This window comes from Streptomyces sp. NPDC025793 (assembly GCF_055558375.1).
The window spans coordinates 19,750-40,003 of record NZ_JBVHMR010000012.1 but is presented as its reverse complement, the minus strand read 5'-3'; the positions used below and the strand labels follow the sequence as shown (position 1 = coordinate 40,003).

17 protein-coding genes are annotated in these 20,254 nt (G+C 72.5%); 10 read left to right on the top strand and 7 right to left on the bottom strand.

Annotated elements, in window-relative coordinates; all coding sequences use genetic code 11:
* Nucleotides 1-61 precede the first annotated feature (61 nt).
* Both ACZ4MF_RS22885 and xylB read right to left on the bottom strand, forming a co-directional pair.
* Complete coding sequence (locus tag ACZ4MF_RS22885) at nucleotides 62-1,270, bottom strand: ROK family protein (RefSeq protein ID WP_467493786.1); 1,209 nt, start codon at nucleotides 1,268-1,270, stop codon at nucleotides 62-64.
* Between the two features lie 34 nt (nucleotides 1,271-1,304).
* Nucleotides 1,305-2,759: a xylulokinase gene (xylB, locus tag ACZ4MF_RS22880; protein ID WP_467493785.1), complete on the bottom strand. Its 1,455-nt coding sequence runs from the start codon at nucleotides 2,757-2,759 to the stop codon at nucleotides 1,305-1,307.
* 133 nt (nucleotides 2,760-2,892) lie between these two features.
* Here xylB and xylA point away from each other — a divergent pair, with 133 nt between their 5' ends.
* Entirely contained in the window at nucleotides 2,893-4,059 is a 1,167-nt protein-coding gene (gene xylA, locus ACZ4MF_RS22875; protein ID WP_467493784.1) for a xylose isomerase, read from the top strand.
* Nucleotides 4,060-4,233: 174 nt separating this feature from the next.
* Here xylA and ACZ4MF_RS22870 read toward each other — a convergent pair whose 3' ends face one another.
* Complete coding sequence (locus ACZ4MF_RS22870; protein ID WP_467493783.1) at nucleotides 4,234-5,565, bottom strand: SWIM zinc finger family protein; 1,332 nt, start codon at nucleotides 5,563-5,565, stop codon at nucleotides 4,234-4,236.
* Nucleotides 5,562-8,465 (bottom strand): DEAD/DEAH box helicase, encoded by a 2,904-nt coding sequence (locus ACZ4MF_RS22865; RefSeq protein WP_467493782.1) that lies wholly within the window; start codon nucleotides 8,463-8,465, stop codon nucleotides 5,562-5,564. The genes ACZ4MF_RS22870 and ACZ4MF_RS22865 overlap by 4 nt, the downstream gene beginning before the upstream one ends.
* Nucleotides 8,466-8,851: 386 nt before the next feature.
* On the opposite strand from ACZ4MF_RS22865, the gene ACZ4MF_RS22860 reads away from it, so the two are divergent.
* The gene (locus ACZ4MF_RS22860) at nucleotides 8,852-9,034 is read left to right on the top strand and encodes a hypothetical protein (RefSeq protein ID WP_467493781.1); all 183 of its coding nucleotides are present in this window, start codon (nucleotides 8,852-8,854) and stop codon (nucleotides 9,032-9,034) included.
* Between the two features lie 65 nt (nucleotides 9,035-9,099).
* Here the strand turns inward: ACZ4MF_RS22860 and ACZ4MF_RS22855 are convergent, their stop codons facing one another.
* Nucleotides 9,100-9,987, bottom strand: coding sequence for a hypothetical protein (locus tag ACZ4MF_RS22855; protein WP_467493779.1), 888 nt, complete (start codon nucleotides 9,985-9,987; stop codon nucleotides 9,100-9,102).
* 312 nt (nucleotides 9,988-10,299) lie between these two features.
* Here ACZ4MF_RS22855 and ACZ4MF_RS22850 point away from each other — a divergent pair, with 312 nt between their 5' ends.
* Entirely contained in the window at nucleotides 10,300-11,205 is a 906-nt protein-coding gene (locus ACZ4MF_RS22850) for an oxygenase MpaB family protein (RefSeq protein WP_467493960.1), read from the top strand.
* Between the two features lie 131 nt (nucleotides 11,206-11,336).
* Here ACZ4MF_RS22850 and ACZ4MF_RS22845 read toward each other — a convergent pair whose 3' ends face one another.
* On the bottom strand, nucleotides 11,337-11,936 hold the full coding sequence (locus ACZ4MF_RS22845; protein WP_467493778.1) for a class I SAM-dependent methyltransferase: 600 nt from the start codon (nucleotides 11,934-11,936) through the stop codon (nucleotides 11,337-11,339).
* A 150-nt stretch (nucleotides 11,937-12,086) separates the two neighbouring features.
* Between ACZ4MF_RS22845 and ACZ4MF_RS22840 the strand changes: the two genes are divergently transcribed.
* The 7 genes from ACZ4MF_RS22840 to ACZ4MF_RS22810 all read left to right on the top strand — a co-directional run bounded on the left by ACZ4MF_RS22840 (nucleotide 12,087) and on the right by ACZ4MF_RS22810 (nucleotide 19,323).
* Complete coding sequence (locus tag ACZ4MF_RS22840; protein ID WP_467493777.1) at nucleotides 12,087-12,860, top strand: MHYT domain-containing protein; 774 nt, start codon at nucleotides 12,087-12,089, stop codon at nucleotides 12,858-12,860.
* Between the two features lie 48 nt (nucleotides 12,861-12,908).
* Entirely contained in the window at nucleotides 12,909-15,467 is a 2,559-nt protein-coding gene (locus ACZ4MF_RS22835) for a sensor histidine kinase (RefSeq protein WP_467493776.1), read from the top strand.
* Nucleotides 15,464-15,901, top strand: coding sequence for a roadblock/LC7 domain-containing protein (locus ACZ4MF_RS22830; RefSeq protein WP_467493775.1), 438 nt, complete (start codon nucleotides 15,464-15,466; stop codon nucleotides 15,899-15,901). Before ACZ4MF_RS22835 ends, ACZ4MF_RS22830 begins: the two co-directional genes overlap by 4 nt.
* A 17-nt stretch (nucleotides 15,902-15,918) precedes the next feature.
* Entirely contained in the window at nucleotides 15,919-16,332 is a 414-nt protein-coding gene (locus ACZ4MF_RS22825) for a DUF742 domain-containing protein (RefSeq protein WP_467493774.1), read from the top strand.
* A gap of 197 nt (nucleotides 16,333-16,529) precedes the next feature.
* A complete protein-coding gene (locus ACZ4MF_RS22820; protein WP_467493773.1) occupies nucleotides 16,530-17,129 on the top strand; it encodes a GTP-binding protein in 600 nt (199 codons plus the stop codon).
* A gap of 274 nt (nucleotides 17,130-17,403) precedes the next feature.
* Nucleotides 17,404-17,817: a roadblock/LC7 domain-containing protein gene (locus ACZ4MF_RS22815; protein WP_467493772.1), complete on the top strand. Its 414-nt coding sequence runs from the start codon at nucleotides 17,404-17,406 to the stop codon at nucleotides 17,815-17,817.
* Nucleotides 17,818-17,943: 126 nt separating this feature from the next.
* Nucleotides 17,944-19,323: a DUF6397 family protein gene (locus ACZ4MF_RS22810; RefSeq protein ID WP_467493771.1), complete on the top strand. Its 1,380-nt coding sequence runs from the start codon at nucleotides 17,944-17,946 to the stop codon at nucleotides 19,321-19,323.
* Between the two features lie 47 nt (nucleotides 19,324-19,370).
* Here the strand turns inward: ACZ4MF_RS22810 and ACZ4MF_RS22805 are convergent, their stop codons facing one another.
* Complete coding sequence (locus tag ACZ4MF_RS22805; protein ID WP_467493770.1) at nucleotides 19,371-20,237, bottom strand: acyl-CoA thioesterase; 867 nt, start codon at nucleotides 20,235-20,237, stop codon at nucleotides 19,371-19,373.
* Nucleotides 20,238-20,254 lie beyond the last annotated feature (17 nt).

Sequence of the window (20,254 nt, the reverse complement as noted above, 5' to 3'; positions counted from 1 at the left end):
CGATCGGGTGAATCCTGGCTCGGAAGATCGCCGCGACGGTACTGACGCGGTGCCGATACGGTCAGGACCGCTCGGCCACCACGGCCGGATCGTCCAGCACGGAGCGGACGACCGAGTGCGCCGCACCCAGCAAAGGGCCCTCCGGCCCCAGCCGCGAGACGGTCACCGGGCAGGCCGGGCCCGCAGTACGGCCCGTCAGTTCCGCCTCCAGGGACGGCAGCAGCCAGGGGGAGAGGCCGGCCAGGGCACCGCCCAGGACCACCGTCTCGGGGTCGAGCAGGTTCACCGCTCCGGTCAGCGCGATGCCGAGCGCCGCTCCCGCGTCCCGCAGAGCGGCCCGTACGCGCTCGTCGCCGCCTTCGGCGCGTCCCGCGAGCAGGCCCACCCGGTCCTCGCCCGGCTCCAGTCCGGCGGCGCGCAGCACCGCCTCCTCGCCGGCGTACTGCTCCAGGCACCCCCGGCCGCCGCACGGGCAGGGCGGCCCGTCCGGTCGTACGGGTATATGGCCCAGCTCGCCCGCGAAGCCCCGGGTGCCGCGCAGCAGCCCGCCGTCCACGACGACCGCGGCACCGATGCCGATCTCGGCGGACACATGCAGGAAGTCGCGCGGGGTGTCCTCGCCGAGCCACAGTTCCGCGAGGGCACCGTAGTTGGCCTCGTTGTCCACGGTCAGCGGCCATGCGCCGGGCAGCAGGGCGCCGATGTCGGTGTCGTGCCAGTCGAGGTTCGGGGCGCGGACGACCGTACGGCCGTCCCGGGCCACGAGTCCGGGGACGGCGACGGCGAGCCCGGCCGGCCAGAGTTCCTCGCGCTGTGCCTCCGTGACGACCCGGTACGCCAGTTCCGCCAGCTCCGCGGCCACTGCCTCGGGCGCCCGGTCCCCGTTCGCCCCGCGCCGCACGGCCCGGGCGCGGACCGTGCCGCGCAGGTCGACCGCGCACACCGCGAGATGGTCGACGCCGATCTCGGCGCCGATCCCCGCCGGACCGCGGCCGCTCACCGCGAGCGCGGACCCGGGCCGGCCGACCCGTCCGGGCCGCTCCGGCCCCAGCTCCTCCAGCAGCCTCCAGCGGATCAGCTCGTCCACCAGCGTCGACACGGCCGCCCGCGTCAGCCCGATGCGCGAGGCCACCGCGGCCCGCGACAACGACCCCTCGGCGCTGACGGCGTGCATCACGCGGGCCAGATTGCGCCGGCGCATGCCCTGCTGGGTGTCCGGCAGGGTGCGCCCGGAGCCAGGCGGGCGGGCCTCGTGCAGCGGTGCGGTCATGCCTGCGTCGATCCTCGCTGTCCGCCGCCCGGCGTCACGCCTGCGGCCCGGTGTCCGTCCCCCGCTCCAGCAGCGGGGCCGCGTCGGAGAGTACCCCGGTGATCCGTTCCAGCGTCGCCTCGTCCTGCTCCACCGCCTCCAGTACCGGACCCGCGGCCGTGTTCCAGCGGCGTGCCACCGCGGCCGGGTCCTCGCCGGTGAGCAGCCCGGCGGCCTGTGCGGCGGCCCCGAGGGCGACCAGTTCCCGCGCCTCGGGCACCTGGACCGGCCGCCCCGACAGCCGCAGTACCGTCTGCTGCCAGGCCGTCCCGCGAGCTCCGCCGCCGATCAGCAGCAGGGGGGTGCTGCGGTCCGCGTCCGGGTCCAGGACCAGGTCGAGGGCGCCGAGCAACGCGTGCACGGCGCCGTCGTACGCGGCCTGGAGCAGCTGCCCTGCGGTCGTGTCGTGGCGCAGTCCGTACAGCAGCCCGGAGGCGTGCGGCAGGCTCGGGGTGCGCTCGCCGTCCAGATACGGCAGTAGCGTCGCGGCGCCGCCGGGCTCGACGGCGTCCCGGTCCAGGCCCAGCAGGGCCGCGACACGGTCCACGGCGAGCGTGCAGTTCAGGGTGCACGCCAGTGGCAGCCAGTCCCCGTGCGCGTCCGCGAAGCCCGCCACCGTGCCGGTCGGGTCGGCGGGGCGGCGCCGGGAGACGGCGTAGACCGTGCCGGACGTGCCGAGGCTGAGCACCGGGGTGCCCGGCCGCAGACCGAGGCCCAGCGCAGCCGCCGCGTTGTCGCCGGTACCCGGGGCGACCAGCGTGCCCTTGGAGAACGGCAGGTCATGGCTGTCGCGCACGGTGCCGGCCACCTCGCCCGGCCGCACCACGCGGGGCAGCAGCGCCGGGTCGAGCCCGATGTGCACGAGGGTCTCCTCGTCGTAGCCTTCCGTCCCGGACGCCCACCAGCCGGTGCCCGAGGCGTCGCTGCGGTCCGTCGTGCCCTGTCCCGTCAGGCGCTCGGTGAGGTAGTCGTGGGGAAGCCGTACCGCGCGCGTGGCGCGCACCGCCTGCGGCTCGTGCTCGGCGAGCCACGCCCATTTGGTGACCGTGAACGACGCGCCGGGCACACTGCCGGTGCGCTCCGCCCAGGCCTTGGGCCCGCCCAGTTCCTCCACCAGCCGGCGGGCCTGCGGCGCCGAGCGGACGTCGTTCCACAGCAGCGCGGGACGCACCGGCTCGCCGCGCTCGTCCAGGGTGACCAGGCCGTGCTGCTGGCCGCCGATCGACACCGCCGCCGCCTCGTGCGCCGCGTCACCGCACTGGCGCAACGCCTCGCACATCGCGCCCCACCACTGACGCGGATCACTCTCGCGACCCGCGCCCGAAGACACGGTGTGCGGTGCCTGGCCGCTCGCCACCACCTGCCCGGTCGACGCGTCGACGACCAGTGCCTTCGTGGACTGGGTGGATGTGTCCACGCCGACGACGAGCGGACCTTCGGATGCTGACATCGGGCTCTCCTCTTCCGCGGCTCTGCGGTATCTGCATCTTGTCTCTTCCCAGAGGTGCGTGCGCATACTAATTTGTAAACCGCCATGACGAAATAGTCGTCACGCAGCAAGAACGCAGCAAGGGAGCCGCGGCATGAGCTACCAGCCCACCCCCGAGGACAGGTTCACCTTCGGCCTGTGGACCGTCGGCTGGCAGGGAAGGGATCCGTTCGGCGACGCCACCCGCCGTGCCCTCGACCCGGTCGAGACGGTCCAGCACCTGGCCGAGCTGGGCGCCCACGGGGTGACCTTCCACGACGACGACCTGATCCCCTTCGGCGCCTCGGACACCGAGCGCGAGTCGCACGTCAAGCGGTTCCGCCAGGCTCTGGACGCCACCGGTATGACGGTCCCGATGGCCACCACGAACCTCTTCACGCATCCCGTGTTCAAGGACGGCGCGTTCACCGCCAACGACCGCGACGTGCGCCGCTACGCACTGCGCAAGACCATCCGCAACATCGACCTCGCGGTCGAACTGGGCGCGAAGACCTACGTCGCCTGGGGCGGGCGCGAGGGCGCCGAGTCGGGCGCCGCCAAGGACGTGCGCGCCGCCCTGGACCGTATGAAGGAGGCCTTCGACCTACTGGGCGAGTACGTCACCGCGCAGGGCTACGACCTCCGCTTCGCCATCGAGCCCAAGCCGAACGAGCCCCGCGGCGACATCCTGCTGCCGACCGTCGGCCACGCCTTGGCCTTCATCGAGCGCCTGGAGCGCCCCGAGCTGTACGGCGTCAACCCCGAGGTCGGCCACGAGCAGATGGCCGGCCTGAACTTCCCGCACGGCATCGCGCAGGCTCTGTGGGCGGGCAAGCTGTTCCACATCGACCTCAACGGACAGTCCGGCATCAAGTACGACCAGGACCTGCGGTTCGGCGCCGGCGACCTGCGGTCGGCGTTCTGGCTGGTCGACCTGCTGGAGAGCGCCGGTTACGAGGGACCGCGCCACTTCGACTTCAAGCCGCCGCGGACCGAGGACCTGGACGGTGTGTGGGCGTCGGCTGCGGGCTGCATGCGCAACTACCTGATCCTGAAGGAGCGTGCGGCGGCCTTCCGGGCCGACCCGGAGGTCCGGGAGGCGCTCCGCGCTTCGCGCCTGGACCAGCTGGCCCAGCCGACCGCGGCCGACGGCCTTCAGGCACTGCTCGCCGACCGTACGGCCTTCGAGGACTTCGACGTGGCGGCGGCGGCCACCCGCGGGATGGCCTTCGAGCGCCTCGACCAGCTGGCGATGGACCACCTGCTCGGAGCGCGCGGCTGACCGTTCGCACGCGCGCGTGCCCTTGCCGGGGCATGAGAAAGGGCTGGGGAGCGCAGCCGCATCACACGCTGCTCTCCCCAGCCCTCGCCCGTCGCCACCTGGTCCGACCGGCCACGAGGTCGATGCCGGAATCGGGAGCTCGCCGGATCGTGGCGATGCCGTGGTGACCGTGCCTCAAAATTCCTTGTTTTCCGTGGACTTCACCTCGGCATGCTCCACGCGCGGCGTGGCCTCCGTGCCCGTGTCGAGGCGAGCCACGGCCAGAGCCGCAGCCGGATCGAGGTCGGGCCCGCCCGCCGGGATCCAGCAGCCGCCGCCGTCGCGATACGGCCACCAGCGGCCGTCGGGGCCGAGACGCAACTGAACTCCTTCGCGGGGCACGGTCCATCGGTTGCCGTTCCGGTCGAACGACGGCTGTTCGTCCGCCTCCCAGGCCGCTTCCAGCGCCACACGCGCGCGTGCGAGCGCCGCATCCCGCACTGGCCATTCCTCGTCCAGCACGGCCAGGGCCGCCGCGCCCCCGGTGTGCCAGGCCCGGACGGCGGTCAGCAATCCCTCGCGGCCGCGGCCGGACCCCTCGACGAGCCGGTCGGTGACCGAGCCCGCAGGCGCCGCGCAGGCGAGGCGTACGGCGTCCTGTGCCGCTGTCAGGGCGGTGCCGTCCCGCACGTCGCCGCGAAGGGCCTCTGCCAGCAGCCGGTACGCCTCCACAGCGGTGCGGTCCGCCAGGTGCTCCAGTGCCACAGGATCGATCCCGGGCGCCGCGGCCGCCCCGGTGCCGAGACAAGGTGGGGTACCGGGTACCGGGGGAAGCCCGGGCAGCTCGGGGAGCGGGGGCAGGATGTCACCGGTCGCCCATGCCTCCGCCGCGTCCACACCCTCGGCCACGCGCGCGTCGGTTTCCGTCAGGGGCGCGGACGCGCTACCGCGCCCTTGCAGCTCCGCGAGGAAGACCTCCCGCTCCCGCCCGCGCAGCAGCAGGAGCAGAAACGGATCTTCGTCCAGCAGGCGCGCAACCTGGTGGCACAGCGCGGCGGTGTGCCCGCAGTGGTCCCACGTTCCGCAGTCGCACTCCGGCTCCAGATCTCCGAGGCGCGGCAGCAGGTCGATTCCGCTCACCGCGGCATCCTCGATCAGATGTGGCGGCAGCTCCCGGTCGAGCAGTGCCGCCATGTGCCCGGCCTGCTCCACGGCCACGTCCAGGAACCGGGCCCACTCCTCCTCGGACAGCTCCGGCAGCAGCACGTCGGCCCGGTGGGCCGCGCCGCCGGACTCGCGTACGACGGCGGTGACCCGGCCCGGCCGTACGGTCATCGCGCCCACGCCGCCCGCGCGCGCGAGGCGGCGCCCCGCCGCGACCGCCGCGTTGTCCAACGCCCCGTCCTCCAGCGCTCGCAGCCAGGAGCGGCCCCACCAGGTCCGCGCGAACGCCTGCCCGCGCGCGGGCGGTTGCGTGGCGAACGTGCGCCCGGCCACGCGTGTGTGCTTCTCGTCGTAACGGTTCATCGCGCCTCCCCGCGCAGTTCCACCAGCGCCGCCAGTTCCGTGTCGGTCAGCTCCGTCAGTGCGGCCTCACCGGTGGTGAGCACCGCGTCCGACAACTCCCGCTTGCGGGCGAGCAGCTCCGCGATCCGGTCCTCCAGTGTGCCCTCGGCGACCAGCCGGTGGACTTGTACCGGACGGGTCTGCCCGATGCGGTACGCCCGGTCGGTGGCCTGCGCCTCGACCGCGGGATTCCACCAGCGGTCGTAGTGCACGACATGCTCGGCCCGCGTGAGGTTGAGTCCCGTCCCCGCGGCCTTCAAGGACAGCAGGAAGACGGGCACTTCACCCTCCTGGAAGCGCCGGACCATCGCCTCGCGCGCGGTGACCGGCGTCCCGCCGTGCAGCAGCAGCGAGGTCACACCACGATCCGTCAGATGCCGTTCGAGCAGCCGAGCCATGCGCACGTACTGCGTGAAGACGAGCACGCCCGACCCCTCCGCGAGGATCGTGCCGAGCAGTTCGTCCAGCAGCTCCAGCTTTCCGGAGCGCCCGGTGAGCCGCGGTTCGTCCTCCTTGAGGAACTGCGCCGGGTGGTTGCAGATCTGCTTCAGGCCGGTCAGCAGCTGCACGATCAGACCCCGGCGGGCCATGGTGTCGGCGGTCGCGATCCGTTCCAGTGTCTCGCGGGCCAACGCCTCGTACAGCCCCGCCTGTTCGGGGGTGAGGGCCACGGGGCGATCGCTCTCGGTCTTCGGCGGCAGCTCGGGAGCGATGCCGGGATCCGACTTTCGCCGCCGCAGCAGGAACGGCCGCACGAGCTTCGAGAGCCGCCGCGCGGCGGCCGGATCGAGGCCCCCCTCCACCGGCTGCGCATACCGCGCGCGGAAGGCACCGCGCCTGCCGAGCAGGCCGGGTGTCGTCCAGTCGAGGATCGCCCACAGTTCCGTGAGGTTGTTCTCCACAGGGGTGCCGGTGAGCGCCACACGCGCGCGTGCGCCGATCGAGCGCAGTGCCCGCGCGGTCGCCGCGTAGGGGTTCTTCACGTGCTGAGCCTCGTCGGCCACGACCAGACCCCAGGGCACCTTCGCGAGCCGCTCCGCGTCGAGACGCAGGGTGCCGTATGTGGTGAGCACGAACTCCCCGGACACGACGGAGCCGAGATCACGCCCGGGCCCGTGGAACCTGCGTACCGGCACACCGGGAGCGAACCGCTCGATCTCACGCTGCCAGTTGCCGAGCAGGGAGGCCGGGCAGACCACGAGGGTCGGGCCGGCGGACGAGGCGTCCGTCTGCCGGTACAGATGCAGCGCGATCAGTGTGACGGTCTTGCCGAGGCCCATGTCGTCGGCGAGGCAGCAGCCCAGGCCGAGGGAGGTCATACGGGCCAGCCAGTCGAGGCCGCGCAGCTGGTAGTCCCGCAGAGTGGCGGACAGGCCCGGCGGAGGGCCGACGGCGCGTACCGGCTCGGGGTCCGTGAGCCGCTCCCGGAGCCGTTCCAGCCACCCCGTCGAGCGCACGTCGACCAGCCGGCCGTCGACCTCCGTCGACCCCGTCAGCGCGGCGGCCAGAGCCTCCACGGGAGCGACCGAGCGGTCCTGTTGGGTTCGGGCATCGTTCGCCTGCCGCGGGTCGACCAGGACCCATCCGTCGTGCAACCGCACCAGGGGCCGTTTGGCCTCCGCGAGGCGGTCCAGCTCCGCCCGGGACAGCTCCCGCCCGCCCAGCGTGAAACCCCAGGAGAAGCCGACGGAGGCGTCTGCGGCGAGGAATGCCGAGGGAGCCGGGGCATCCCCTGGGGCGGACCTGCCATCGTCCGGCGGACCGACGGTCGCGTGCAGGGTCAGGTCGCGCGACAGTTCCTTCGGCCAGTGCACGTCGACGCCCGCCGCGGCCAGCGCGCGGCTGCCCTCGCCCAGCAGTTCGACGATCTCGTCGTCGGCGAGGTCCACGGTGTCGGGCACGGCGGCGGTGAGCAGGGGCGTCAACGGCGGCCAGGCGCGGACCGCGCGGCGCAGCGCCAGCAGCGCGTCCGCACGCGCGCGTGTGCCGAACGACTCGTGTCCCTGGCCGGTGCCGCTCCACAGACCGGTGGCGTCCATGACGTCCGGCGCCCCGCTCGGCCCGTGTACTTGCAGCACCGCATGGAACCGGACCCGGCCGTTGTTCTGCTCAGCGGCACGGTCGAGCTCGGAGACCTCGACACGCAGCGACAGTCGTATGCCGGCGTCGTGGGCGGCGGCGATGTCGTCCGCCCAGGACCGCAGCTCGGGCAGGCGCTGCGGCTCGGGCGTCGCGTACGCTGGACCGCCGGTCACCCAGGAGGCCGCGGGAGAGCGTGGGAGCACGTCGGCGACCGCGTCCAGGAACGCCCGAAGTAGTCGTTCCGGGTCGGGCAGCCGGGCCGGCTCCGTGGCGGTGAGCGGCACTGCGTGGGCCTCCGGGGGCATGCCGGCCGCGAGTTCGCGGACCAGCTCCGCGTCCCGTGCGGACAGTGGGCCCACCCGCCAGGTGTCATGATCGCCCGGGGACAGACCCGGCAGCAGCAGTCCGCGCGCGAGGAAGTGCAGGGCCAATCCGCGGGCAGCTTCCCAGAAGCCGGCCGAGCGGTGCCCCTCCGGCAGTGCACGCGCGCGTGTGAGCAGCGGGAGGGCATCTTGCACGGGGAGCAGGACCGCGGGGGTTCGGACCTGTTCGACACCGCCGTTCTCGGCGGGCAGTACGACGTCCAGCTCCGTCGTGGAGCCGCCCGGGACGGCAGGCGGAGTCTCACCGTCCCGGGGCCAGAAGGCGAAACTCCCCGCTCGCGCCGGGTCGGACGGCAGGAACACGACGCAACAGCGGGCCAGTTCGGAGAGATCTGAGGGGGGTGCCGTGGGAATGGTCTGCACAGCTCTCCTGCACTCCTCAAATTTGACTACCATGGATGGGGTGCCCGAGGGTACAGCACGCCGTGGGCACACCCCGCACGCCAACGTCGTGATCAAGGCCACTTCACAATCTGTTCGACCAGCGGGGTCGTTCGCGGAACACGGGCGGGGCGTGGGCCCCGGCGTCACGCCGGCCGGCGGGCGCTGTGACGGGCTGGAGGGCGTGTCGGCGAGAGAGTTGAAATTGCTCGTACTGGCGGCCCACACAGGGCGCGTGGCGGAGCGATACTGCGAACAGAGCCCGGACTGTGCGCAGCCCCCGGCGGGACCATTAGGGGGTGGGCTTCGGGGATGTCTCAGGGTCGGGGTCCGGAACCGCCAGGAGCGCGGGGCCGTTTTCTGATCAGAGAGCGGCAGTGGCCGCGAAGGAGGCGACGTTCATGTCCAAGAACGCGAAGATCGCCGCAGGAGGCGTGGCGGCCGGGCTGGTCCTGCTCATATGGCTGCCCTGGTGGGTGTCATTCCTGATCGTGGTCGGGGTCCCGGTGGCCGCGTACCTGACGCTGGACCCCTCGCAGCGGCGCAGGCTCCGCAGGGTGACCCGCAAGGAACTCGGCCGCTGAGGCGGCGGCGGACGGCCGGAGACGCCCGCCCGGGCTCCGGGCGGGCGTAGAGGCTCGAACAGGCCCTAGCGGGGCCGCACGGCCATCTTGTCGAGCGCCTCCAGCAGCCCCGGCAACTCGGGGCCCCGGCCCACCGGCAGGACCTCGCCGGGTTCCTCGTCCAGCAGGACGAACGCGATGTCGTCGGTGCGGGCCACCATCGACCAGCCGGGCCCGTCGGCGCGCAGTGTGCGGGCGTCTCCCGGGGCGAACGACGAGCGCACCCGGCCGAGCGGTGGCGGCGAGTCGACGTAGGCGCGCGCCTCCGCGAGCACCCGCTTGACACCACGGTGACCGCTGTGCGACACGCCTTCGCCGTCCGGCGCGGATTCGGCGGATCTGCCCGACTCGTCGGCCTCCGCGCCCTGCGCCGAGGACTCGGTGGCCTGCGCCCGCTCGTCCGGTGTGGAGAACTTCTCGTCGTTGATCTGGTCCCGCCACGCCGCCCACTGCAGGGCGATCTCGTCGGCGCCCAGGCGGCGCTGGGCAGGTCCCCAGGCGCTGGTGTCCGGTGGGCTCAGCGCAGGCCCGTCCGCCACGTCGGGAGTGGGGTCGTGCGGTGCGGGGACCCCGGGGGCCGCCACGGCGACCGCCAGGGGCCAGCCCGGCAGCGCGGCCACGACCGCGCGCTCGTCCGGCGACAGTTCGTACTCCATGCCGCAGTCCCAGGATGCGATCGCCACGGCGACCAGCGAGACGTCGTCGATGACGACCGTCCAGCGGGCGCCGTCACCGTCCTGGCCCAGCACCAGGCCGTACCCGTCGGCAAGGGGCGCCAGCCCCAGCGCCATGCACGCCTCCGGATAGTCGTCGCCCAGCACGCTCGGAAACTGCGCCGGCGTCAGCAGCACCGCCGTCAGTACGTACAGCGCATCGTCCGCGGCGGCGACGGCCGCATCGTCCGTCCCGGCCATCCCAGCCTCCCCAATGGTTCGTCCAACGGCGCGCACCCTAGTGCGCGCGCAAGCCCCTTGTCACGACAGCCCACACCACGCGGAGCTGCTGGTTTCCACCTGGACGTGGGCGAAACGGCCACAGCGGACCAGGGTCGTCGCCATGGTCCGGGCGGCCCGAGCGGATCGCAGGCCTCCGTCGTCGCTGCCTCGAACATGTTGTGTGCGGACCGCCTCCGCGCCCCGATCGGGTCGTCGCCGATAGCTCATCCGCGGTCACCCACCGTAGAGTTGGACCCTCTTCGGGAGAGCCGTAAGAAGGGGGACAGTGTGGTGAAGCGGTTCGAGCGACTCGGTCGGATCCGTCGGCTGGATCCGGTGGCGGACGCGGTGGAGATCTACCGCCTGAGTACGGCGTTCGAATTCCCCTGGGACTACACACGCGCCCTTGAACTGGCCCTGTACCGCACCTATGCCGTGCCGAGCATCGGCCGGCTGCTCGCCGAGACGGCGGAGCTGACCGAGCGTACGCAGAAGCGGTACGACGACACCGTGCTGCTCCTCGACACCGTCGTCGAGCACGGCTTCGCCGCCGAGGAGGGCCGCACGGCGATCCGTCGCATCAACCAGATGCACCGCAGTTACGACATCAGCGACGACGACATGCGCTACGTCCTGAGCACCTTCGTCGTGGTGCCCAGACGCTGGATCGACGCCTACGGATGGCGGCGGCTGTCCCGGCACGAGATCGTGGCCGCGACCGAGTACTACCGCACTCTCGGCCGGCACATGGGTATTCCCGGCATCCCCGCGACCTATGAGGAGTTCGAGGCGCTCCTCGACTCCTACGAGCGCGATCACTTCGGCTGGGACGGGCAGGCCCGGCAGGTCTCCGACGCCACTCTCGGCCTGATGGCGTCCTGGTATCCGCGCCCGATGGCGCCGGTGCTGCGCACGGCGACGCTGGCACTGCTCGACGAGCCGCTGCTGCGTACGTTCCGTTATGCGCCACCCGGCGCGGCGACGACCGCGCTGGTGCGCCGTGCGGTACGCACGCGTGGCAGGCTCGTCCGGCTGCTGCCGCCGCGCAACGCCCCCCACTTCGCCCGCCAGAACCGCGAGATCAAGGGCTACCCGAACGGCTACCGCGTCGAGGGCCTGGGTACCCGTCCGGCCCCCGGACTGCGTGGCTGCCCGGTGCGGCACCGGGACGTCACTGCCGCGGACGCCATCGAGTGACGCGAGCACGCCGCGCGGCCAGGGGAGTTCGGCCCAGATTGCGAGTTCCATGGCGGTGAGGGCACCGGGCCGGAAGGGGTGCAGCTGCGCCGTCACGGCACCGAGCCGGAGCAGCATTGTCGACATGCCGGTCAGCTCTCGCGTGTTGCGAGGGCGAGGAACCGCGCGTCCTCGTCGACGTACGACGTCATGCGCCATCCCGAACCGGCCAGGAGCGGACCGAGGTTGGCCTCGGCACGCAGGTCGTCGGCCGTGATCTGCCGGCCCTGCCGGGCCGCCAGGGCCGCGCGGCCGACGGGATGGAACAGCGCGAGCGCGCCGCCCGGCCGTACCACGCGCGCCAGCTCCCGCAGGTTGTCCACCGGTTGCGGCAGATGGCCGATCAGGCCGGCCGCGAACACGGCGTCGAGGGTCCGCGAGCGCAGCGGCAGCGCGCCGACGTCCGTGAGCAGCAGCCGTCCGTCCCGGTCCCGGCCCGCTCGTGCGGCCGCCTCGAGCATCGCCGGAGTCAGGTCGGCGCCCAGCACCACCCCGGAGGGGCCCACGGCGGCCCGCAGCGGTAGCAGGGCGCGCCCCGTGCCGCAGCCGGCGTCCAGCACGCGGTCCCCCTTCCGCAGTCCGAGATCGGTCACGGCGGCCGTGTAGGCGGGGCCGTCGTCGGGGAACCGGCTGTCCCAGCCGGCCGCCCGGGCACCGAAGAACTCCTGCACACGTGTGTGGTCTTCGCTCATGCTCCGCATGATTCCTCACCGTCACGGGGGATATGTAGGTGCACATGTTCGGGCCGGACGCGATCGTTCCGGCGCATCCGCCTGTCATATTCCAGCACGTTTCGAAATGCGCCCCCCATGTGCGCCCGTGCCCCCTAGCGTCCCTTGGCCATGGGACACTTGGACCACGCCGCCTTCGGCTGGCTGACCCCCGTGCTGTCGTACCTGATGGCCTGCACGGGCGCCGCACTCGGACTGCGCTGCACCGTCCGCGCGCTCGCCACCACCGGCCGCTCGCGCCGCAACTGGCTCGTCACCGCCGCATCCGCGATCGGGACGGGCATCTGGACCATGCACTTCGTGGCCATGCTCGGCTTCCGCGTCAGCGGCACGGACATCCGCTACGACGTACCTCTGACCATCCTCAGCCTCCTCGTCGCGATGGTCGTCGTCTGCGCCGGTGTCTTCGCCGTCGGCTACGGTCGCGACCGCAACCGGGCGCTGCTGCTCGGCGGACTCACCACCGGGCTGGGCGTCGCCAGCATGCACTATCTGGGCATGGCGGCGGTGCGGCTGCACGGCGACGTCCGGTACGACCCCGTCCTCGTCGGACTGTCGGTGCTGATCGCCGTCGTGGCGGCGACCGCGGCCCTGTGGGCCGGCCTCAACATCACGTCGCCCCGTGCGGTCACCGTGGCCTCCCTCGTCATGGGGGCGGCCGTCAGCAGCATGCACTACACCGGGATGTTCGCGGTGAGCGTGCGTGTGAACCCCTCCGGCGAGGCCCTGCCCGGGGCCACGGCGATGCAGTTCATCTTCCCCCTCGCCGTCGGCCTCGGGTCCTATCTCTTCATCACCTCGGCGTTCGTCGCCCTCTCGCCCACGGCCGACGAGCGCGAGGCCTCCGCCTCCGCCCAACGGCCCGTCGAGACCGTCGCCCGCTAAGGGGAGCCAGGCCAGAGCGCCCCGACCCACGTCCCGATCGAGGAGGCCATGCGCCCGCCCCGTACCGCCCCGAAAGCCGATGCCTCGGCACACCCCCCGCGCGGCCGCCGTGCGCACGCCGGACCGCCAGCTGACGAGGTCGCCGACCGGCTCGTCGGCGCGTCTCCGGCACAGGCACGCGCGCGTGGGAGCCGCCGGTACCTGCGCCCGCGTACCGTGCGCGCCAAGGTCGTCAGCCTGCTGATGGTCCCGGTCGTCTCCCTGCTCTCCCTGTGGGCCTACGCCACCGTCAGCACCGCCCAGGACGTCGCCCGGCTGCGTCAGTCCCAGCAGGTCGACGCCGAACTGCGTACCCCGGTGGCCGCGGCCGTCGCCGCCCTCCAGGCCGAGCGCGCCGCGGCCGTGCGCCACGCCCTCTCGCCCGGCGCGGCCGACGGCGGCGATCTCCAAGGTCTGGCCGGCCGCACCGACCGGGCCGTGGGCGAGCTGCGCCTGGGCGGCGACAGCACCGTCGCCGACAGCGAGGAACTGCCCGCCGACGTCTCCGGGCGCCTCGCCGTCTTCGTCACCGGTGCCGAGCACCTGCGCGTGCTGCGGACGGCCGTGCTCGACCACAGATCCGGCTGGGACACGGTGTACGCGCAGTACACGAAGACCATCGGCGAGGCCTTCGCCGTGGACGGCGCTCTCACCGGCATCCAGCAGGCCGACGTCGGCTCCGACGCGCGCGTACTCCTCGAATTCTCCCGGGCCGCCGAGGCGCTGGCCCAGGAGGACGCGCTGCTCGGCGGCGGTGCGGACGGTCTTCAGGGCGAGCGGCTGCGGCTGTTCGGCGCCGCCGTCGCCGCGCGCCGCACGTTCACCGACACAGCAGTCGCCGATCTGCCGGACGCCCAGCACGCCGCCTGGCGGGACCTGTCCCGCAGCGGCCCCTACGCGGCCCTCGGGGCGGCCGAGGACAAGATCCTCACCGCCGGGCCGGGCGGCAGGTCTGCCGAGGTGGCATCGCAGGCTTCCTGGAGTGCCGCCCACGTACGCGTGCAGGACGGCATGCGAAGCATCGCGACGGACACGGGCCGGAATGTGGCGGGCCGCGCCGCCCCGGTGACCCGCGGACTGCTCAGCCCCGCCGGTGCCGCCGTACTGCTCGGGCTGGCCGCCGTCGCCGCCTCGCTCGTCATCTCCGTGCGCATCGGACGCGGACTCGTGGTCGAACTCGTGAGTCTGCGCAACGACGCCCTGGACATCGCCCGTCGCAAACTCCCGGAAGCGATACGCAGACTGCGCGTGGGCGAGGAACTCGACATCGAGGCGGAGGCCCCCGCGGGACCGCCGGCCGAGGACGAGACGGGCCAGGTGTCGGAAGCGCTCACCACCGTCCATCGCGCAGCCCTGCTCGCCGCAGTGGAGCGCGCCGAGCTCGCCAGCGGCATCTCCGGGGTCTTCGTCAACCTCGCGCGCCGCAGCCAGGTGCTGGTCCACCGCCAGCTCAGCCTCCTCGACAGCATGGAGCGCCGTTCCGACGATCCCGACGAACTGAGCGACCTGTTCCGCCTGGACCACCTCACCACCCGGATGCGGCGCCACGCCGAAAGCCTGATCATCCTCTCGGGTGCGGCACCCGGCCGCGCCTGGCGCATGCCGGTGACGCTCACCAACGTCGTACGGGCCGCCGTATCGGAAGTCGAGGACTACGCCCGCGTGGAGGTCCGCCAACTCCCCGAGGCGCACGTCATCGGTGCCGCCGTGGCCGACCTCACCCACCTGCTCGCCGAACTCGTCGAAAACGCCGCCCAGTTCTCCCCGCCGCACACACGCGTGCGTGTCACCGGCGAACCCGTCGGCAACGGCTACGCGCTGGAGATCGAGGACCGGGGACTGGGCATGGGCGCCGAGACCCTCGCGGAGGCCAACCGACGCATCGAACAGTCCGAGGCCCTCGACCTGTTCGACAGCGACCGTCTCGGGCTCTTCGTCGTCAGCCGGCTCGCCTCGCGGCACGAAGTGAAGGTGCACCTGCGGACCTCACCGTACGGCGGCACGACCGCCGTCGTCCTGCTGCCCACCGCCCTGCTCCACGGCGCGTCGAAGGAACCCGCCGCTCCGCACCCCGAACGGGCCGGCCACGAGCAGGAACGCGCGTACGCGCGCGTGCCCGGCGCGAGCGGACTCCACGAGGCCGTCACCGCACGGCCGGACCGCCCCGCCCTCGCGGCCACCACGCTCGGTCCGCACACCACAGCCGGCGAGCCCGGACGCCGCGACAGGGGCGAGGTGCAGGGCGGGCACGGCACGACCGTCGAGAACCCGCCCCCAGGAGTCACCGCCTTGCGCCCGCACCGCCCGCCCCATGACGCCGAGCCTTCCGGTGACCTTCCACGCCGCGTGCGCCAGGCGAGCCTCGCTCCCCAACTCCGACAACAGCGCACCGAAGAAGCGGCGCCCGATCGGCGCGGTGATGACCTGCGCACCCCCGAACTGGTGCGGGACCGCATGGCGGCCTACCGCGACGGCTGGGCGCGCGGCGGCGGCAGACAGCCCGGACGCGGAGCCACTCCGGGCCCCGTAACGGCCAATGACCACAGTAGCGAAGGAGACCCGGCATGATCCAGGACCCCCATACGAGCGCCGATCGGCGATCCGGCGAACTGGACTGGCTGCTCGACGACATGGTGATGCGCGTGAGGGAGGTACGGCACGCCGTCGTGCTCTCCAACGACGGGCTGGCGGTCGGCGCCTCCACCGGCCTCACGCGCGAGGACGCCGAGCATCTCGCTGCCGTCGCCTCCGGCTTCAACAGCCTTGCCAAGGGCACGGGCCGGCACTTCGGAGCGGGCGGGGTGCGCCAGACCATGGTCGAGATGGACGACGCGTTCCTGTTCGTGGCCGCGGCGGGTGACGGTTCCTGCCTCGCCGTGCTCACCGCGGTCACCGCGGACATCGGGCTGGTCGCCTACGAGATGGCGCGCCTGGTCAAGCGAGTTGGCGAGCACCTCTACACGCCACCGCGCGCCGCAGCACAGCCGCCCGTCGCCGGATGAGCCGGAAGGCGCCACCGATGACCGAGAACCCGATGGACGGCCCGCGGGAGTCGGGCAGCCAGTGGTACGACGGCGAGGCCGGGCCCCTGGTCCGCCCGTACGCCATGACGGGTGGACGCACCCAGGCCGGGCCCACCGGGGTGCGTTTCGACCTGATCTCCCTCGTCACCCTCGACCCCGCGACCCCTGCCCTCGACGACGACACGGCGCTCGGCCCCGAACACCGGACCCTGATCCGGCTGTGCCGCACGGAGACGCAGTCCGTTGCCGAACTCGCCGCGGACGCCGACCTTCCCGTCGGGGTGGTCAGGGTGCTCCTCGGAGACCTCCTGGAACTCGGCCGCGTGGTCATCAGCCGCCCGGTGCCCCCGGCACACCTGCCCGACGAGCGGATTCTGCGCGAGGTCATCGCCGGATTGCGAGCGCTGTAGATGATCGCGCGAAGCGCGTCGTACGCCTCACCCCGTCTCCATCCGGGCGCGTTGCACCCCCGACCGGATGAGAGTCACTCACATCAGGTGTATTTCAGTCAAACCATCCACAAGACCGCCCTATTTGTCACGGTGTCGATGCCGCGCCCGACGTGCGCGGGCGCCGACCGCGACCGGTCCTCCCGAGAGAAGTGATCATGGCTGCCGAGCACTCCGACGTCACCGGCGACACCGCGCTGGTGCTGAAGATATTGGTCGCCGGAGGGTTCGGCGTGGGCAAGACCACCCTCGTCGGGGCCGTCAGCGAGATCCGGCCGCTGCGCACGGAGGAACTGCTCAGCGAGGCAGGGCAGTTGGTCGATGACACCGACGGCGTGGACCGCAAGGTCACCACCACCGTCGCCATGGATTTCGGGCGGATCACCATCCGCTCGGGCCTGTCCCTCTACCTCTTCGGCACGCCGGGACAGGACCGCTTCTGGTTCCTCTGGGACGAGTTGTCCCAGGGTGCCCTCGGCGCCGTCGTCCTCGCTGACACCCGGCGCCTGGAGGACTGCTTCCCCGCCGTCGACTACTTCGAGCACCGGAGCATCCCGTTCGTGGTGGCCGTCAACTGCTTCGCGGGAGCCCGCACCTACGGCGCCCACGACGTCTCCCGCGCCCTCGCCCTCGACCACGGGACCCCCGTGGTGCTGTGCGACGCACGCGACCGGGACTCCGGCAAGGAAGTCCTGATCCGGCTCGTGGAGTATGCGGGACGGATGCACACGGCCCGGATCCTCAACTCGGTCGGCTGAGCCGTGAGATCGCGTCTCGTCGAGGTGCCCCCGCCCTGAGCCGGACGCGGTCCGTTCCCGCCCGGCGGGAGTCGGCCGGTCCTGGTGTCAGCGCTTCCGCCGCCGCGAAGCGTGGCCAGGTTGGCGGTATCTGTACCGTCCGGGGCGAAGGTCCGACATTGCCCGTCGGTCATCTTCTGTGCCATGCGCCGATCCGGCTTGCCCGGACGCCGCACGTGGTGAAGGCTGGCGGGGAGTTCCTCCAGTCAGGGGGATGTCACACGGGGAGACGGAGATGGCGCAGAACCAGGGACTCGGCTGGCTCCTGGACGATCTGACCGAGCGGGTGGACCATGTGCGGCACGCGCTGGTCCTGTCGAACGACGGACTGGTCACGGGTGCGAGTACGGGCCTGCGCCGTGAGGACGCCGAACACCTGGCTGCCGTGGCATCCGGGTTGCACAGCCTGGCCAAGGGGTCGGGGCGCCACTTCGGCGCGGGCAGTGTGCGCCAGACGATGATCGAGTACGACGACGCCGTGCTGTTCGTGACCGCGGCGGGCACCGGCAGCTGCCTGTGCCTGCTCAGCGGCGCGGAGGCCGACATCGGCCAGATCGCCTACGAGATGACCCTGCTCGTCAACCGCGTCGGCGAACACCTCGGCGTCGATGCCAGGCAGCCCGAGCGGATCCCCAATCAGGACCTCTGAGCTGCGTGTTCGCCTGCCCACGTGGGGTTATCCACAGGCTCGCATCAAGTCGCGCCGAACCGGCTACGGTGTGTACACGGTTCGCGCACAAGGCGTGAGCCTTCACTCCACGGGGGAGCGACGACCATGTCGGCAAACATCATCAGCCCGCCCCGGCCCGCCACATACACCCTGAGCCGTGCCGCTCGGGAACTGGGCCTCAAACGAAGCGAGTTCGACCTCGCTCTGCGTCTCGGTCACATCCGCACCGTTCCCGACGAGGGAGGGGGAGGAGTCCGGCGGGTGGAGCGCGCGGAGCTCGACCGGCTCCGCGAGCGGCGCGACTTCCCGGAGTACCTGCGCGAGCGTGTCCAGGTGGTGGGCACCACCGAGGGCGCGGCGCTCATGAAGATCCCGGCCGGCCGCTTCACCCGCCTCGCCCGCCTGGGACTCCTCGTGCCCGTACGCTGGTATCTGAACCGCTACCGCGCCGTGGTCTGGCTCTATCTGGCGGACGACCTGCGGAACTTCACCCTGGCCCCGGAGAACGCGCACCTGCTCAAGGGACGCACTCCCGAGACCCTGCGCGGCCAGTTGGAGGCGGGAGTCGACCTGCGGGCGCGCAACTGGCGCGGACGCCACCTCGGCTTCCTGCTGCGGCAGGCCGAGGAACCGTGGGTGCGAGCCGGAGCCATGGCGGCCTTCCTCTCACCCGTCGAGATTGCCGGCATCGTCAACGATCCTTACGAACGCTCGTATGTGAACCGCTTCCGGCCCACGCCACTCGGCCAGGGCCTACCGGGATCGGCCGCGGCGCAACTCGCCGAGCGGATCACGATCGCGCAGGATGCGGACGAGATCGACTGGCTGCGCGGCGAACTGGCCCGCGTGCTGGAGGAGGCCCGCAGCGCGACGCCCGCCCCGCGCTCGGCCGCTCGACATGTCGCGCCCTCCGTGCGAGCGGCTGCTCGCCCGATCCCGCCCCTGGCCCGAACGGTCACGCGGGACATGGAGCCGGGGGTGCCGACGGGCATGATGATCACGAGGGTCCCGAGGCGGGACGACGAACCGGCGGTCGGGGCACCTCAGTCGGTCGGTGAACCGGTGGCGGAGCCGTGCGCGGTGGACAGCGCGCCTGTGGCGAGGACATCCGAGCTGCCCGATGAGCCCGCGCCGGGGAAACCGGCCCCCAAAGCCGGGTCGGCGCCCGCGACTCCGCACGCACGGCGGGGGCGGGCGGCATGGGCGGCCGCGCCGGACGGTGAGCAGGCGCCCACGGTGGCCGAGCCGGACGCCAGGCGGACTCCCGGGGCGTCCGAGAGGCATGACGGTCCGGTGTTCGGGGCGCCCTGGCCCGAGGACGGGGCGGCGGGCGAGGCGTTCGCGTGGGGTCGCGCGCCGGTGGTACGGCAGGCCGGGCCGCCCGCACGCCGGGAGCGCCGGCCCGAGCGAGCCGCCCCTGCGCCGACGAACCGAGGGCTGCGCGGCTGGTTGCGGCGCAGAGCTCCACGCCCTGAACGCAGCTGAGCCCGACCGGTGGCCCACGGCGTGCCGAGGGTCCGGGCGCCGGGTCGCTACAGGGACCTGAACAGACCCTCCTGGACGACCGAGACCAGCAGTCTCCCCTGTAGGTCGTAGATACGCCCACGAGCCAGCCCGCGCCCACCGGTGGCGATCGGCGACTCCTGGTCGTACAGGAACCATTCGTCCGCGCGGAACGGCCGGTGGAACCACATGGCGTGGTCCAGCGAGGCCATGTCGAAGTTCCGCGGGCCCCACAGGGATTCGACCGGGATGCGGACCGCGTCGAGGAGCGTCATGTCACTGGCGTAGGTCAGCGCGCACGTGTGGACCAGGGGATCGTCCCCCAGCGGTCCGACCGCGCGCATCCACACGGCGCTGCGCGGCTCGGCCCCCTGGATCTCCTCGGCGTTCCAGCGCAGGCGGTCGACGTACCGGATGTCGAAGGGCTGGCGGCGCGCCATCCGCTCCAACTGCTCGGGCAGCTCGCCGAGGTGCTTGCGGATCTCCTCGGTGACCGTCGGCAGCGACTCCGGGTCCGGCACCTTGCGAGCAGGCGGCAGTTGGTGCTCGAACGGTCCTTCCTCAGGTTTGTGAAAGGAGGCGGTCAGATTGAAGATGGTGCGGCCCTGCTGCACGGCCGTGACCCGGCGCGTGGTGAACGACCGGCCGTCACGGACGCGCTCCACCTGGTACACGATCGGCACTCCGGGGCGCCCCGGGCGCAGGAAGTACGCGTGCAATGAGTGCACCGGGCGGTCGCCTTCCGTGGTGCGGCCGGCGGCGACCAGCGCCTGGCCCGCCACCTGGCCGCCGAAGACCCGCTGCAAGGACTCCTGCGGGCTGAGGCCACGGAAGATGTTGACCTCTATCTGCTCCAGGTCGAGCAGGTCGACCAGTCTCTCGGCAGGGTTCGTCATCGGTGGGTCTCTCCTTG